Origin of the sequence: Streptomyces crystallinus, from assembly GCF_039521265.1 — a bacterium.
Classification (GTDB): Bacteria; Actinomycetota; Actinomycetes; order Streptomycetales; family Streptomycetaceae; genus Streptomyces; species Streptomyces crystallinus.
In genome coordinates this window covers 782,113-796,509 of record NZ_BAAACA010000014.1, presented here as the reverse complement: position 1 = coordinate 796,509, position 14,397 = coordinate 782,113, and the positions used below count along the sequence as shown (strand labels likewise).

The following is a 14,397-nucleotide window of genomic DNA, read 5'->3' as shown; positions in this document are numbered from 1 at the left end:
GACGTAGAGGTGACGAGGACGTAGCCCTACCGCTCCAGCACCGCCCCCGGATCCGCGTCGGCGGGCCCCGCCGGGACCCAGGCCCCGCGCTCCTTGCGGTACGGCCACCACCGGCCGTCCCGGCCGAGCCGCAGCTGTGCGCCGCCTGCGACGACCGTCCAGCGGTTCGCACCCGACGTGCGCAGGACCGGCCGGTCCTCGTCCTGCCAGGCCCGTGCGAGCGCGTCCCGGGCGCGCGCCAGTGCCTCCGGGCCGGGGGTCCACTCCTCCTCCAGTACGGAGAGGGAGGCGGCGCCCCCGTACCGCCATGCCTGTACGGCGAGGTCCAGCTCGGCGGGCCGCCGCCCGGAACCGGCCGCGAGACGGGCGGTGATCCCCCTGTCCTCGCAGTCCGCCGCGAGGCGCACGGCGTCCTGAGCCGCTGTCAGTTCGGCGGACGGCGGCTGGAGTTCATGGCCCGGCGCCAGCGCCTCCGCGAGCAGCTCCCGGGCCCGCCGTGCAGCGTCCGCGGCAAGGAACTCCAGCGCGGCGGGATCGACGCCGGGCCCGGGGGCCGTCTCCGTGTCGAGGTGCGGCGGCGCCCCCGCCTCGGCCGGTACCTCGGGCGCGCCGGGCAACGGCGGCACGATGTCACCTGCCGCGAAGACCTCAGCGGCCGGTACCCCTTGCGGAGCCTCCGGTTCTGTTGAGCGGGGCGTCGCGCTCCGCTCCTCCAGCTCCGCCAGCAGCCTCCGCTCGCCCCGGCCCCGCATGAGCAGCAGGACGAACGGGTCCTGGTCGAGGAGCCGCGCCATCTGGTAGCAGAGCGCCGCCGTGTGCCAGCAGTGGTCCCAGGCGCCACAGGTGCACTCGGGCTCCAGGTCGCCTATGCCCGGCAGGAGTTCCACCCCGGCCGTCGCCGCGTCCTCCACCAGATGCGGCGGCATATCGCGGTCGAGGAGCGCGGCGATGTGCCCGGCCCGCTCCGCCGCCATGGCGAGGAAACCGTCCCAGTCGTCCTCGGAGAGCCGCTGCCACAGCACATCGCTGCGGTGCGTCGTACCGTCCCGGTCGCGGACCACCGCGGTGATCCGCCCGGGCCGCACCGACACCGCCCCGACCGCGCCCTCGCGCGCGTAGCGGCGGCCCGCCTTGAGCTGCTTACCGTCCAGCGCCGTGTCCTCGAGGGCCTTGAGCCACGCCAGGCCCCACCAGGTGCTCGCGAAACCACGCCCGTGCGCGGGCGCGAGCGCCGCGAACGTGCGCTCCTCCGACGCGCCGGCGCCTTCCTCCCCGTACATCCGCTCCTCCGAAGGATCCCCGTACCCGCTCATCGCCCGCTCCCTCGCAGTGCCACCAGATCCGCCAGCTCGGCGTCGGACAGTTCGGTGAGCGCGGCCTGTGCCGACTCGTCCGTCCCCAGGACCGCGTCCGCCAGCTCCCGCTTGCGGGTCAGCATCTCGGCGATGCGGTCCTCGATCGTCCCCTCCGCGATCAGCCGGTGGACCTGCACCGGCTGCGTCTGGCCGATGCGGTACGCGCGGTCGGTGGCCTGCGCCTCGACGGCCGGGTTCCACCAGCGGTCGTAGTGCACGACATGGCCCGCCCGGGTGAGGTTCAGACCGGTGCCCGCCGCCTTCAACGACAGCAGGAACACCGGCACCTCACCGTCCTGGAAGCGCCGCACCATCCGCTCGCGCCGCTCCACGGGCGTACCGCCGTGCAGGAACTGCGTGGCCACCCCGCGCGCGGCCAGGTGCTGCTCGATGAGCCGTGCCATCTGCACGTACTGGGTGAAGACCAGCACCGAACCGTCCTCGGCGAGGATGGTGTCGAGGAGCTCGTCGAGCAGTTCCAGCTTCCCGGAGCGGTCCGCGATACGCGGCTGCTCCTCCTTGAGGTACTGCGCCGGGTGGTTGCAGATCTGCTTCAGCGCGGTGAGCAGCTTCACCACGAGACCGCGCCGCTCGAAGCCGTCGGCGCCCGCGATCTCCGCCAGCGTCTCGCGCACGACCGCCTCGTACAGCCCCGTCTGCTCCTTGGTGAGCGAGACGGCCCGGTCGGTCTCCGTCTTCGGCGGCAGCTCGGGCGCGATGCCCGGGTCGGACTTGCGGCGCCGCAGCAGAAACGGTCTGACCAGGCGCGAGAGCCGCTCGGCCGCCGCCGGGTCCGTGCCGCCCTCGACGGCCTGGGCGTACTTGGCCCGAAACGTGCCCAGACGGCCGAGCAGCCCCGGCGTCGTCCAGTCGAGGATCGCCCACAGCTCGGAGAGGTTGTTCTCTACCGGCGTGCCGGTGAGCGCCACGCGCGCGCGGGCACCGATGGTGCGCAACTGGCGGGCGGTCGCCGAGTAAGGGTTCTTGATGTGCTGGGCCTCGTCCGCGACGACCATGCCCCACGCCGTCTCGCCCAGCCGCGCGGCGTCGAGCCGCATCGTCCCGTACGTGGTGAGGACGAACTCCCCGTCCGCGAGGTCCTCCAGGCGCCGCGCGGAGCCGTGGAAGCGGCGTACGGGCGTGCCCGGCGCGAACTTCTCGATCTCCCGCTGCCAGTTGCCCATCAGGGACGTCGGACAGACCACCAGCGTGGGGCCGGCGGTCGCCGGGGCGCTCTGGCGGTGCAGGTGCAGGGCGATGAGGGTGATCGTCTTGCCCAGGCCCATGTCGTCGGCGAGACAGCCGCCGAGGCCGAGCGAGGTCATGTCGGCCAGCCAGTTCAGACCGCGCAGCTGGTAGTCGCGCAACTGGGCGCTGAGCGCAGCGGGCTGCTCCACGGGGCGCAGGTGCGCGCCCTCGGGGTCGGCGAGGCGGTCGCGCAGCCCCGCGAGCCAGCCCGCCGCCTCGACCTCGACCCGCCGTCCGTCGACCTCCGTGGAGCCGGTCAGGACGGCGCCCAGCGCGTCCACGGGGGTCACCTTGCGGTCCTGGACCGCGCGGGCGCGGCGGACCTCCTCGGGGTCGATCAGCACCCACTGGTCGCGCAGCCGCACCACCGGGCGGCTGGCCTCGGCCAGTTGGTCCAGCTCCGCGCGCGTGAGCTGGGTGTCGCCGAGCGCGAACCACCACTCGAAGGCGAGCAGCGCGTCGGCGGAGAGCGTGGAGGGAGCGGCGGACCGCATGGCGTCGGGCCGCGCCCGCGACGGGCCGCCCTCGCCGGTGTCCGCCACGGGCCCGATCACCGCGCGCGTGGTGAACTTCCGGGCGAGGTCCTTGGGCCAGTGCACCTGGACGCCGATCGCGGCGAGCGTACGGGCCGCGCCGCCCAGCAGCTCGCCCACCTCCTCGTCGGCCAGCTCGATCGCGTCCGGCACGGCCGCCGACAGCAGCGGCGCGAGCGGCGCCCACGCGCGCGTGGCGCGACGCAGCGCCAGCAGCGCGTCCATACGTGCGCGTGGACCGAAGGCGCCGGCGGTGGCACCGGACTCGCCCCAGACCTCGGCCGCGTCCGCCACCAGCGCGGGGTCGCTCACGCTGTGCAGCTGGACCACGGCCCGGAAGGCCGGTCCCGGCGCGTCCGGGTCCGCCGACTCCAGGCCGGGCACGACGCGGAGCGAGACGCGCACGCCCGCGTCGTGCCCGGCGGCCACCTCCGTGGCCCAGGCGCGCTGTTCGGGCAGCCGTCGGGGCTCGTCGGTGGCGAACGCGGGGGAGCCGGTCGCCAGCGCGGCGGCGGGCGTACGCGGCAGCCCGTCCGCGACCGCGTCGAGGAACTGCCGCAGCAGCACCTCGGGTTCGGGCAGCAGCAACGGTTCGCCACCGGCCTCCAGCGGCACGGCGTGCGCCTGCGGCGGCATCGAGGCCGCCAGCTCCCGTACGCGCTCCAGCTCGTCGGCGCCCAGCGGGCCGATCCGCCACGCGTCGTGGTCGGTCGCGGTGAGGCCCGGTAACAGCAGGCCGCGCGCGGCGAGTTGCAGCGCGCGCAGCGCGGCCGTACCCCAGAAGGCGGCGGCCCGCGAGGCGTCGGGACGGGGCCGGGCGCGGGTGAGGACGGGCAGCGCGTCGCGTACGGGCAGCAGCACCGCACGGACCTCGTACGGCTCGAGGTCGGCCCCCACCACCGTCAGCTCCTCGACCGCCTCGTCGAGGCGGCCCGCGAAGGCCTGCGGGGCGGCGTCGTCGGTGTGCCAGAAGGCGATACGGCCGAGGCGGGCGGGGTCGGCGGGCAGGAAGGTGACGTGGCAGCGGGCGAGTTCGTCGATCTCGGAGGGTGTGGGCGCGGGAAGCCTGTGTGCGGCGATGACACATTCCTCAAACTTGACTACTGCGGCTCTGGAATCGCCGAGGGTACACCGGGCAAGGCCCCGGCGGACGGATACGCGCCGTGATCCGGGTCACTTGCGAGACGCCCTGATGCCACCCCGCCGGGCCGGGGTGGCATCAGCACCACCACGCCCCCGGGACAGGCCCCCGCCCGGCCCGGGTGGTGGCGTCATGGCGGCAAAGGCCCCCGGATTCATACGTTCTATGAGGTCAGCGCAGGTGACTGCGGCGGACCAGCGACCGGAGACCGACCATGCCCCAGGCCCTTGCGAACGCCGAGAGCACCACCGCGCTCGCGCCACCGCGCCCCGCAGGACGGGGCAGCGAATTCGCTCCCCTCCTCAAGACGGTGAAAGGACAGGGCCTCCTGGAGCGGCGCACCGGCTGGTACGCGCGCGGCATCGCCGTCAACCTCCTCGCCCTCGCCGCGACCGTGACGGCGATCGTCCTCACCGGCGACACCTGGTGGACCCTCCTGTACGCCGTGCCGCTCGCGGGCCTCTGGGCCCGGACCGCGTTCTTCGGCCACGACGCCGGCCACGCCCAGATAACCCGTGGCCGCCGTGCGGGCCGGGCCCTCGGCCTGCTCCACAGCAACCTGCTGCTCGGCATGAGCTACGCCTGGTGGAACGACAAGCACAACCGTCACCACGCCAACCCCAACCACGTCGACAAGGACCCGGACGTCGGCGTCGGCGCGCTCGTATGGACCGAGAAGCAGGCCGAGCGCCGCGAGGGCTTCGCCCGCTGGCTCACCCGCAACCAGGCCCGGCTGTTCCTCCCGATGCTGCTTCTCGAAGGCATCGCCCTGAAGGTGTACGGATTCCAGGACCTGCGCAGGCAGCCCCGGCGCGAACGGGCCGTGGAGGCCACGCTCCTCCTGCTGCACCTCGCCGCCTACGCGGGCCTCCTGCTCAGCGTGCTCTCACCGGGCAGGGCGCTGGTGTTCGCGCTGCTGCACCACGCCCTCTTCGGACTCCACCTGGGCATGACGTTCGCCCCCAACCACAAGGGCATGGAGATGCCCGACGCCGACGACGACGGCTGGGGCCATCTGCGCCGCCAGGTCCTGACCTCGCGCAACGTGCGCGGCGGACTGCTCACCGACTGGTTCCTCGGCGGGCTGAACTACCAGATCGAACACCACCTCTTCCCGAACATGCCCCGGCCCCACCTGCGGCTCGTACAACCGCTGGTCCGCGCGCACTGCCGAACCGTCGGCATCCCGTACGCCGAGACCGCACTGCTCGACTCCTACCGGCAGGCCCTGCGGCACATGCACGCCGTCGGAGCACCGCTGAGGCGGGGCGGCGCCACCGGATAGACGCGGCGCACCTGCCGAGAGGCACGGCGCATCTGCCGAGAGGCACGGCGCATCTGCCGAGAAGCACGGCGCACCTGCCGAGAAGCACGGCGCATCTGCCGCATAGTGGATGCAGACGGTCGGCGTGCCGCGCGGAGCGGGAGCGGCGCCGGGAACCGGAGGGCGCGGCCATGCGTTCCCTGGACAGAGAGCGGCGGCGGCAGCGGCCGCGAAGGAGGCGACGGACATGTCGAAGCGCGTGATGATCGCCGCTGGTGGAGTGGTGGTGGGACTCATCCTGATCCCGCTGATCGGATTCCTGCCGGCGCTGCTGGTGCTGATAGGGCTGCCCGTCATCGGTTATCTGATGCTGGACCGCAGCCAGCGGCGCAGGCTGCGGCACATCGGCCGCAGGGAGCTGCGCTGACCCTCGGCGAGCGACGGGGGAGGGGCTGAGCTCTGGCCGAGGCCGGGGCCGGGGCCGGGGGGCTGGGGCCGGGGGTCGGCTGGCCTGGGCCATGGATGCGGCGCTGCGGTCGAGTCCGTCGCGATGCCACCTTCCGGTGTACGAGTCGAGGGGCGCGGCCGGTCCCGGTGCCCGCTGGGAGGGCCCGGTCTTTCCTGGCCGCCCAGTCCCTCAGCTGTCGGGACCGCTCCCGGACCCCGGCTCACCCGCGTAGTAGTCCCGCATCAGCTCCGTCGACCATTGCGGCTGGACCGTCTCGCCGCGCGGGCCGAACTCCTCCATGTACGGCTTGAGGTCCAGCACCGGAGTGCCGTCCACCGCGTCCAAGCCGACGACGTGCACATCCAGTCCGTCCACCCGCACCAGACGACAGCGCGAGACACCGAGCCGGTTCGGCCGGTTCTTGCCGCGCTGCGCGAAGATCCCGACCAGCGGCCAGTCGGGGTTGCCGCGCGGACGCCGCGCACCCGACTCGATCTTCTCGGGCGCCACCCGGTCGAAGTGGTACACGACCTCCAGATGGGAGAAGTCCGCCAGACCGAACAACGCCTCGGGGCCGAACCGTTCGGCGTCGAGCCGGATCACCGCTGACTCACCGCCCCAGTGGTCGTCGACCACCTCGGCCCGCCCACCGACCACGCGCCCCACGGCCCGGCACACCACGTCGTCGCCGCGCGCGTCGGCTTCAGCTTCCGCCATGTCCACTCCTCCAACCCTCCCGTAACTCGCTACTCGCTACTCGCTTTGCGATCCTTGCTTCCAGCTCCTCCCTCGAAATCGCATTGCCCACTGATCGAAAGACTGTCAGGATCGTACGCATGATGATCCGAAAGGAGGCCTCACGATCCCACGGTGATCGCTGATGGCCCATTCCCCTTCCACACCGCCCCAGCCGCTGACCCCCGAGTGGATCAGCACCCACTTCGACTCCCTGCCGTTCCCGGCCCGGATGCCCGCCCTCGCGCGTTACGCGCGCACGCTCGCCCCGGACGCCTACGCCACCCTGCACCGCGCGCTGGACGCCGGTGACCAGGACGAACGGCACACCGGACTCTTCCTCGCCGTCGCCCGCCGCGACCTCGACACCGTCGCCGCCGCGCTCGGCGATCCCCTGCTCCGCCGCCGAGCCCTGGCCGCCGCCATCAGGCTGCCGGTACCGGAAGAACCGCTCGCCGCCCTCGTGCTGAGCGACATTCGCGCGGTACGCCACTCCGCATACCGAGTACTGCGGCTCAGCCGACGCCACGGACTCGCCGACCGGCTCCTGCCCGAGGTGTACGAACGCCACGGCGCCCAGGAGGCCGCACGCCTGCTCATCGCCTGCTCACCGGGGACGGTCGGCCGCTGGCTGCCCCGGACGGACGCTCCACCGGGGGTGCTGTCCACTCTCGCCCGCACCGCGCCCGCCGCCGTGGCCGCCCTCCTGACCAAGGAGTACGGCGAACGGGCCACCGGCTCCCAAGCGTACCGCTATGCGCAAGGCAGAAGGGCCCTCGCCGGCGTCGTCGCGGAACGCGACCCGGCAGCCGGCCTGTCGCTCCTGCGCCACGCGCCACGGCTCATCGGGGAACAAGCGGCCGTCGCACTCCTACGGCGCCCCGCCGAACTCCTCGACGTCCTGCGCAGCCTCCGCTCCCTGGCGCCTGTCCAGTGCGGCGAGGTGTCCGTACCCTTCGAACTGGCCATACCGGCAGGCCCCTTGCCCCCGGCGGCCGTGGCAGCACTCCGCACCCTGTCCGAGCACGACCTCGCCGAACTGGCCACCCGTTGCCGTGCGGTGGACGGCCATCTGCGGGCGCCGGGACGACAGAAGGTGGCCGCCGACCCCCTGCTCGCCCTGCTGCCCCCGGCCGTACGGCGGCGGCTCGTCGCCGAACGGGCAGGCGACGACACAGGGCGGCGGGTCCCGCTGGCCGCCCTCGCCGCGCTCGAACCCGCCGACCGCGCCGAGTTCAGCGACGCCCGGCTGGAACGCTGGAAGCGGCGCCCGGTCCATCTGATCGCCGTGGCCGTCAGTCTGCCACTGGCCGCCGCCGAACCGATCCTGCGCGAACAGGCCTCCCAGCATCGGATCCACCAACGCGTCTTCGCCTGGCCCGCGTTGCTCGCCTGCGCCGAACTCCACGGAGATCCCGACGAGTTCGCCCGTATCGTGCTGAGCTGCGAACGGGCATGGCACGACCAGGAAGAGGTACGACGCTACGCACTGCGCCAACTGGCGGGAACCGCACCACGGCTGCTCGCCGCCCTGCCCGAACGGGTCCTCCGGGACACCACACTGACAGCTGTCCAATCCCGCGACTCCACGGCCGAAACCCTCGCCGCCGCCGCGTCCCTGCTGCGCCGCACGACAGAGAGCGCCGCCGCACGCGGCGACCGGGCGCGTGCGGCAACCGCCGCCCTGCTCCTGTGCCAGGTGGTCACGGACCCGCGCCACCGGGGCCCGGGTCGTCCACTGCGGGTGGGCGTGGATATGGCACGGCATATCTGGGCGGCGGGGTCGTTGGGGGCTGGCGAGGTTGATCGGTCCGGCTTGGGTGTGGGTGTGGGTGCGGGGCTGGCGTCGGGGTTGTGGTCGGGCGATCGGTCGGGATCGAGGTCGGGGTCGGGGGCGCCGTCGGGCGAGCGGGCTGGGGCGGGCGAACCGCCGAGCCCGTCCGAGTCGGGTGGCCGGCTTGGGTCGGGTGCGTGGCAAGGCTCGGGGGAGGGGGCAGGCTGGGGCGACGGGTCAGTCTCGGAGCAGCCGGCCGCCTCGGATGACTGGGTGAAGCCATCGGAGCCGTTGGAGCCATCCGAGCCATCTGAGCCGGGCTCCGAAGACCCTGCTCTGCGCATCGCCCTCGCCGGACTGCTCGCGTCACACCTCACCGAGCTCCCGGACGCCGACGCCCTGATGCGCCGCACCGCGCTCACGGTGGAGGACCCCGAGGCCGCAGCCCACGCGGCCGCCGTCTGGATCGCTCCGGCCCATGTCAGGGAGGAGCGCTGTGCCCAACTGGTAGCGGAGGACCCGTCGTTCGCCGCCGTCCCCGAGGTGCTTAGGACGATCACCGAACGCCGTACGGACCTGCTCGCACCCGTCCTCGCGGCAGCGGGTGCGCGTGGCGACGTACGGGGGCTGCGCGGCAGGGTGCGGCCCCGAGGCGGCACCTGGGTACTCCGGCCGAGAACCGGAGCCATCGGACGCTGGCGGCCGAAGGATCGCCAGGAGTGGTACGAGACGCTGGCGGCGGCCACCACCGACAACCGGGCTCCGATGCGCGTCCGCGCCGACGCGGCGTCCCACCTTCGCTCACCCGCCCATCTGCACCCCCTCACTGAACACGCACCCCAACCGATCGCGGCAGCCGCCCTCACCGCCCTCGGCGAAAGCGGCCCGGCCACACCGGAACTCCTGGCCACGCTGCTGCGCCACGCCGGGACGGGCGGCGTGCGCGGCCGCGCGGCCGTCGCCTCCGTACGCCGTCTGCTGGCCGAGGAACCCGACGGCGACGTCATAGAGCTGCTCACTCCCCTACTCAACTCCCCAGCAACACCAGTTGGTTCCCGGAAGGAGGCAGCTCGCACTCTCGGGGTTCTGGGCGGGGAGGACGCGGGCGCGGCGCTGCTCGCGGCGTGGGACGAACCGCATCAGCACCGCGACGTACGAGCGGCCATCGCTCCGTTCCTGCTGCGCCTCGCGGATCGCGACGACATCGCCCGCCGGCTGCTGGAGGGCGCGCGTGAACCGGCGATCCGAGACGCGGTCATCACACGGTCCGTGTCGTCCGCCGCGTACATCACCTTCCTCGCGCGCCTGGTCCGCGAGAGCGACGACGACACCGCCGCCGCGGCATGCGCCACCCTGGCCGGGCGGGTCGCGGGGAACAGCCCCGCCATGCGGGACGCGGCCCGCGCGCTGGGGGAGGCGGCGATTGCCCAGGGGCGGCCGCGGCGGGTGTGGCACGCGGCGATCGCTGCGGTAGTGGGGATCGCTTCGACGGCTGAGGCGGATGACACGAGCGGGGCGGCTGAGGCGGGTGAGGTCTCCGCGGGGCGGCGGTCGAGTGATGCCCTGAGCTACGTGCTCAACCACCTCGTCGACACGGTGAAGTCGAGTTCGAGCACGGAGGACGTGAGGCAGGAAGCCCTGCGACGGCTCGCCGGGTGCGCGAACGCGGTGAGTTCCGGCTACGGCTCACCCGTGCAGGTGCGCCGTGCGGACGCGATGGCGACGGCCCTGGAGGATGCCGGGCTGCTGCGCGAGGCCGCGCGCCTCGCGCTGGACGCGGCATGGGCCGCACTCCGGCGCGGCGACGCGACCCCCGAGCGTTGGGTGAAGGCGCTACGCCTGCTCGACGACCACCCGGGCCGACTGCCCGAGCTGAACTCGTTCAGCCTCGGATCCACCCCCGTACGCCACCCCAAGACCACACTCCGCACAGCCCGCATGCTGCGCGAACGCGGCACGCCGACAGCCGGACTGCTGGCGGTGGCGCTCGTACAGACAGCGGGGGCGCGTACGGGTTGGAGCGCGCCCTGGCGCACCGAACTGTCCGCGCTCCGCCGGCACGCCGACCCTGATACGGCGATGGCGGCGCTGCTGACCGAGTCAGTCGGGAGTGGGTGAGGGGGAGCAGGACCGAGCCGGGGTGAGGGGGCAGGACCGAGCCGGGCGCGGGGTCGTCGTGAGCGCTGACGCGACGACTCCGCGCGCGTGGCTCAGGACGGCCGTACGGCCATCGCGTCCAAGGCCTCCAGGAGCTCGGGCAACTTGGGCCCGCGCCCCACCGGAACGACTTCCCCCGGTTCGTCGTCCAGCAGCACGAACGCGATGTCGTCGGTCCTGGCCACGATCGACCACCCAGGGCCGTCGGCCCGCAACATACGCGCCCCGCCGGGCGCGAAGCTGGACCGGACACGCCCGAGCGGGGGAGGGGAGTCGAGGTACTGGCGTACCTCGTCGAGGACTCGCTCCACGCGCGCGTTGAGATCGTCGGCGGCCTGGGATTCCGCCTCGGCGGGGCCTTTGGGGCTTTCGGAGTCGGCGCCGGGGGAGTCCACAGCGGTCTCCTGCGGTGTCGTCGAAGCCTTCGGCTCGACGCCCGCCGGGCCCGTAGCTCGCGGTGCTTCCGATTCGGGTACGGGCTCTAGGGAGTCGGCCGGAGCGCCGTCCGACGGGGCGATCGGTACTGCGGGGGCCGACGCCGACGCGGAGTTCTCGCCAGGGGCGCGGCCGTCCGCTCCCGCGCTGGATTCCTCGTCGTCCTCGTCGTCCCCGTCAGCTATCTGACCTCGCCACATCGCCCACTGGAGGGCGATCTGATCCGCGCCGAGGCGCCGTTGCGCCGAGCCCCACACGCTGGTGTCGGGCGGCGAGAGCGGCGGACGCACGCTGCCGTCCTCCTCCGGCTCCGGCTCGGGGTCGTGCGGCGGCGCCACTCCGGGCGCGGCCACGGCGAGCTCCAGCGGCCAGCCGGGCAGCGCGGCCACGACCGTACGCTCATCGGGCGACAGGTCGTACTCCATCCCGCAGTCCCACGACGCGATCGCCACCGCCACCAGCGACACGTCATCGACCACCACGGTCCAACGGGCGCCGTCGCCGTCCTGGCCGAGCACCAGGCCATAGCCGCCCGGGTACGGCTCCAGGCCGAGAGCCGCGCACGCCTCCGGGAAGTCGTCACCGAGCACGCTGGGGAACTGCGCGGGCGTGAGCAACACCGCCGTGAGCACATACAGCGCGTCGTCATCGGCCGCGTCGGCTGCGGCTGTGGCAGCCGCCGCCTCGTCCGTCCCGGTCACGGAACCCTCCCCTTCGGATCGCTCGTCGGCGCACCATAACCAGTGGGTAACCCGATCGTCGAGGGTTTGCGGCCTCGAAGAGCGCGGACGGAACCGAGGCGTGATGACGGGCCGGGACGGAGGCCAGAGCCGCCGCACGGAGAGATCGGGTGACATCGGAGGGGATGGGGCGAGATCGCGTGGAATCAGCCCAGATCGCATGCCACGGCCCTGCCACGAGCCGGTCGGCGTGCGGTCAGGCGACAGGCAGCCCCATCAGCGAACGCGCCACGGTCTGCGGGGACTCGTCGCGCTCCCGCGCCAGTGCGATGAGCGCCCGGCACGCGAGCTCCCGCACCCCGAAGGACATCGCCTCCGGCGACACCCATCCCCCCGCCTCTTCCAGCGCCTCCTGATCGTCGTCCGCGCACGCGGCGACGTACGTGGCGGCCGCCTCGAAGATGTTGTGCTGCCGCGCGGGCTCCGGCCGCTCCGGCTTCCGGAATCTGCCGAACATACGAAACATCCGGACCGCCTTCCCCGCAGGTACGCTCACCAGGTAGACACCAAAGTGCCTTTCTCAAGCTAGAGTTGGCGGCCCGGTGACAGATAGGGGTCGGAACGGGTCGATTGACGCGAACAGCCGATCCGAACCCCGCTGTGAACTGCCGACGAGTGCCGTGAACGGCTTACGCGCGGGCCAACCCGTACGCCCCCGCTGCGCCGGTCGCGCGGCCCGCCCTGAAGCTCCCGTTCCCCCCGGTCGTCCGTCAGGGGCCCCTAGGCCTCCGCCGTGAGGTCGGTCGCGCCGGTCACGTCCCTGCTGCCCGTCCCGGGCGATTCCAGCGACCGGAGCGTAGTTCGCAGCCACTTCAACTCCGCCGCACTCGTGGCCCGCGCGATGGTGAGGATCCCCTGCCGGAAGGGGTCGTCCAACTCCTCCGCCCTGAGCGGCCGTTCCCCGTCGTAGAAGAAGCTCGCGGGCTCATCGAGGAAGCGCAGCCGACGCCGCAGCACCTCGGCCTGCCGGTCCGCCTCGGGCAGGTGGCGCAGGAAGGCCAGCAGCGTGAACCACCGGTTCTCGTCCGTGATCTCCACCTGCTCGGGCTCCGCGAGCCGCCGGACCAGCTCCGCCCTGCCTTCGGTGGTGAGCGTGAGCATATGGCGGGGCGCCGCCGCCGCCCCGGGCTGCATCTCCCGCGCGAGCAGCCCCGCCTTCTCCAGCCGTTTGATCGCCGGATAGAGCGTGCTCTCGGCGACCGGGCGTACGTGCCCGGTCAGCGCGGTAATCCGTTTGCGCAGCTCATAGCCGTGCAGCGGCGCTTCGTACAGAAATCCCAGGATCGCGAGCTCAAGCATGCCCGCATTCTGCCTCATGGCCGCAGTACATCCGTGCCGCAGTACATCGTCATCGATGTATAGTCATCGCCCGGAGCGCCTGAGAGAGGCGCTTCCGCGAAGCACTTCAACAGCGAGGCACTTCCGCACAGCACTTCCTGACGGGACCACTGTCAGGACCGCCTATGAGGCACCAGCAGAACGGGGGACCGAACCATGCACCAGACGGCGTTCGACAAGCAGGGCAGTCAGATCCGCTGGACCGAATCGAAGGGCATACCCGACGCATCCCGGCGGAACGGCGGCGCTCTGAACGCCGATGCGCGGGGCGGGAAGGACCGGCAAGGCAGCACGTCGGGCGGCAACGAGCGGGGCGGCGAGGAGCTGCATGGCGCCCGACCGGACGTCGGCGTCGGTCAGTCGGAGGCAGGCCGCGACGAACGCTGCGGGGACACGCGCCAGCCGCCACTCGTGTACGTCCACGGGCTCGGCTCGGCCTCGACCGTCTACCACGCCCACGTCGCCGCCGACCCCCGCCTCGCCACGCGCCGACAACTCTTCGTCGACCTGCCCGGCCATGGCATCAGCGATCGCCCGGCCGACTTCGGCTACCGCCTGGAGGAGCTCGCGGACGCCCTCGCCGCCGCCCTGGACGCGGCGGGTGTCACCGGAGCCGACATCGCCGGACACAGCATGGGCGGCGCCGTAGCGATCGTGCTCGCCTCGCACCGCCCCGACCTGGTGTCCCGGCTGGTGCTCACGGAGGCCAACCTCGACCCCAACCCCGCCCCGAAGGCCGGCAGCAGCGGCATAGCCTCCTACTCCGAAGATGACTTTGTCCACGGTGGCGGTTTCGCGGCCGTCCTCGACCGTGTCGGCCCGCTGTGGGCGGCGACGATGAGGCTCGCCGACCCGCTCGCGCTCCACCGCACTGCCGTCGGCCTGATACACGGCACCCAGCCCACCATGCGCCACCTCCTGATGGACCTACCGATCGACCGCACCTACCTCGTCGGCGATCGCGACAACGACCTCCCCGGCCGCGAGGAACTGGCTGCCTCGGGTGTCCGCATCGAGGTCGTCCCGAACGCCGGCCACAACATCATGTTCGACAACCCCGAGGCCTTCATCAACGCGGTGGCAGGCAGCAGCCGGGCCACGTTGGCGGGCTGACTTGCTGACATCGGGACTGATGTGGGCGGGTGGATGGGCGGCGGGTGGCGGATGGCGGGCGGAAAAGCCAGCGGGTGAAAGGGGGGAGACGGGGTGAGGCAAGCCGAGGCGGGGCG

Annotated in this window: 10 protein-coding genes; 4 read left to right on the top strand and 6 right to left on the bottom strand. The window is 72.8% G+C overall.

Annotated elements, in window-relative coordinates; genetic code table 11:
* Positions 1-26: 26 nt before the first annotated feature.
* Complete coding sequence (locus ABD236_RS14135; RefSeq protein ID WP_425543865.1) at positions 27-1,313, bottom strand: SWIM zinc finger family protein; 1,287 nt, start codon at positions 1,311-1,313, stop codon at positions 27-29.
* On the bottom strand, positions 1,310-4,216 hold the full coding sequence (locus ABD236_RS14130) for a DEAD/DEAH box helicase (RefSeq protein ID WP_425543877.1): 2,907 nt from the start codon (positions 4,214-4,216) through the stop codon (positions 1,310-1,312). Before ABD236_RS14130 ends, ABD236_RS14135 begins: the two co-directional genes overlap by 4 nt.
* A gap of 275 nt (positions 4,217-4,491) precedes the next feature.
* Here ABD236_RS14130 and ABD236_RS14125 point away from each other — a divergent pair, with 275 nt between their 5' ends.
* Positions 4,492-5,562, top strand: a complete 1,071-nt coding sequence (locus tag ABD236_RS14125; protein WP_344073958.1) for a fatty acid desaturase family protein — start codon at positions 4,492-4,494, stop codon at positions 5,560-5,562.
* 226 nt (positions 5,563-5,788) lie between these two features.
* Positions 5,789-5,968 (top strand): hypothetical protein, encoded by a 180-nt coding sequence (locus tag ABD236_RS14120; protein WP_344073957.1) that lies wholly within the window; start codon positions 5,789-5,791, stop codon positions 5,966-5,968.
* 210 nt (positions 5,969-6,178) lie between these two features.
* Here the strand turns inward: ABD236_RS14120 and ABD236_RS14115 are convergent, their stop codons facing one another.
* Entirely contained in the window at positions 6,179-6,706 is a 528-nt protein-coding gene (locus ABD236_RS14115) for an SAM-dependent methyltransferase (RefSeq protein WP_344073955.1), read from the bottom strand.
* Positions 6,707-6,869: 163 nt separating this feature from the next.
* Between ABD236_RS14115 and ABD236_RS14110 the strand changes: the two genes are divergently transcribed.
* On the top strand, positions 6,870-10,616 hold the full coding sequence (locus tag ABD236_RS14110; RefSeq protein WP_344073954.1) for a hypothetical protein: 3,747 nt from the start codon (positions 6,870-6,872) through the stop codon (positions 10,614-10,616).
* A 92-nt stretch (positions 10,617-10,708) separates the two neighbouring features.
* On the opposite strand, the gene ABD236_RS14105 is transcribed toward ABD236_RS14110, so the two are convergent.
* The 3 genes from ABD236_RS14105 to ABD236_RS14095 form a co-directional block, all read right to left on the bottom strand.
* Positions 10,709-11,791: a hypothetical protein gene (locus tag ABD236_RS14105; RefSeq protein WP_344073953.1), complete on the bottom strand. Its 1,083-nt coding sequence runs from the start codon at positions 11,789-11,791 to the stop codon at positions 10,709-10,711.
* A 235-nt stretch (positions 11,792-12,026) separates the two neighbouring features.
* Complete coding sequence (locus ABD236_RS14100; RefSeq protein WP_344073952.1) at positions 12,027-12,287, bottom strand: hypothetical protein; 261 nt, start codon at positions 12,285-12,287, stop codon at positions 12,027-12,029.
* Positions 12,288-12,550: 263 nt separating this feature from the next.
* The gene (locus ABD236_RS14095) at positions 12,551-13,129 is read right to left on the bottom strand and encodes a PadR family transcriptional regulator (protein ID WP_344073951.1); all 579 of its coding nucleotides are present in this window, start codon (positions 13,127-13,129) and stop codon (positions 12,551-12,553) included.
* Positions 13,130-13,324: 195 nt separating this feature from the next.
* Here ABD236_RS14095 and ABD236_RS14090 point away from each other — a divergent pair, with 195 nt between their 5' ends.
* Complete coding sequence (locus ABD236_RS14090; RefSeq protein ID WP_344073950.1) at positions 13,325-14,281, top strand: alpha/beta fold hydrolase; 957 nt, start codon at positions 13,325-13,327, stop codon at positions 14,279-14,281.
* Positions 14,282-14,397: the final 116 nt, after the last annotated feature.

Excerpts from the sequence above, each read along its gene's own strand:
- ABD236_RS14095 (WP_344073951.1), bottom strand. The coding sequence starts at position 13,129 with ATGCTTGAGCTCGCGATCCTGGGATTTCTGTACGAAGCGCCGCTGCAC.
- ABD236_RS14120 (WP_344073957.1), top strand. The coding sequence starts at position 5,789 with ATGTCGAAGCGCGTGATGATCGCCGCTGGTGGAGTGGTGGTGGGACTC.
- ABD236_RS14090 (WP_344073950.1), top strand. The coding sequence starts at position 13,325 with ATGCACCAGACGGCGTTCGACAAGCAGGGCAGTCAGATCCGCTGGACC.
- ABD236_RS14135 (WP_425543865.1), bottom strand. The coding sequence starts at position 1,313 with ATGAGCGGGTACGGGGATCCTTCGGAGGAGCGGATGTACGGGGAGGAA.
- ABD236_RS14110 (WP_344073954.1), top strand. The coding sequence starts at position 6,870 with ATGGCCCATTCCCCTTCCACACCGCCCCAGCCGCTGACCCCCGAGTGG.
- ABD236_RS14100 (WP_344073952.1), bottom strand. The coding sequence starts at position 12,287 with ATGTTCGGCAGATTCCGGAAGCCGGAGCGGCCGGAGCCCGCGCGGCAG.
- ABD236_RS14125 (WP_344073958.1), top strand. The coding sequence starts at position 4,492 with ATGCCCCAGGCCCTTGCGAACGCCGAGAGCACCACCGCGCTCGCGCCA.
- ABD236_RS14115 (WP_344073955.1), bottom strand. The coding sequence starts at position 6,706 with ATGGCGGAAGCTGAAGCCGACGCGCGCGGCGACGACGTGGTGTGCCGG.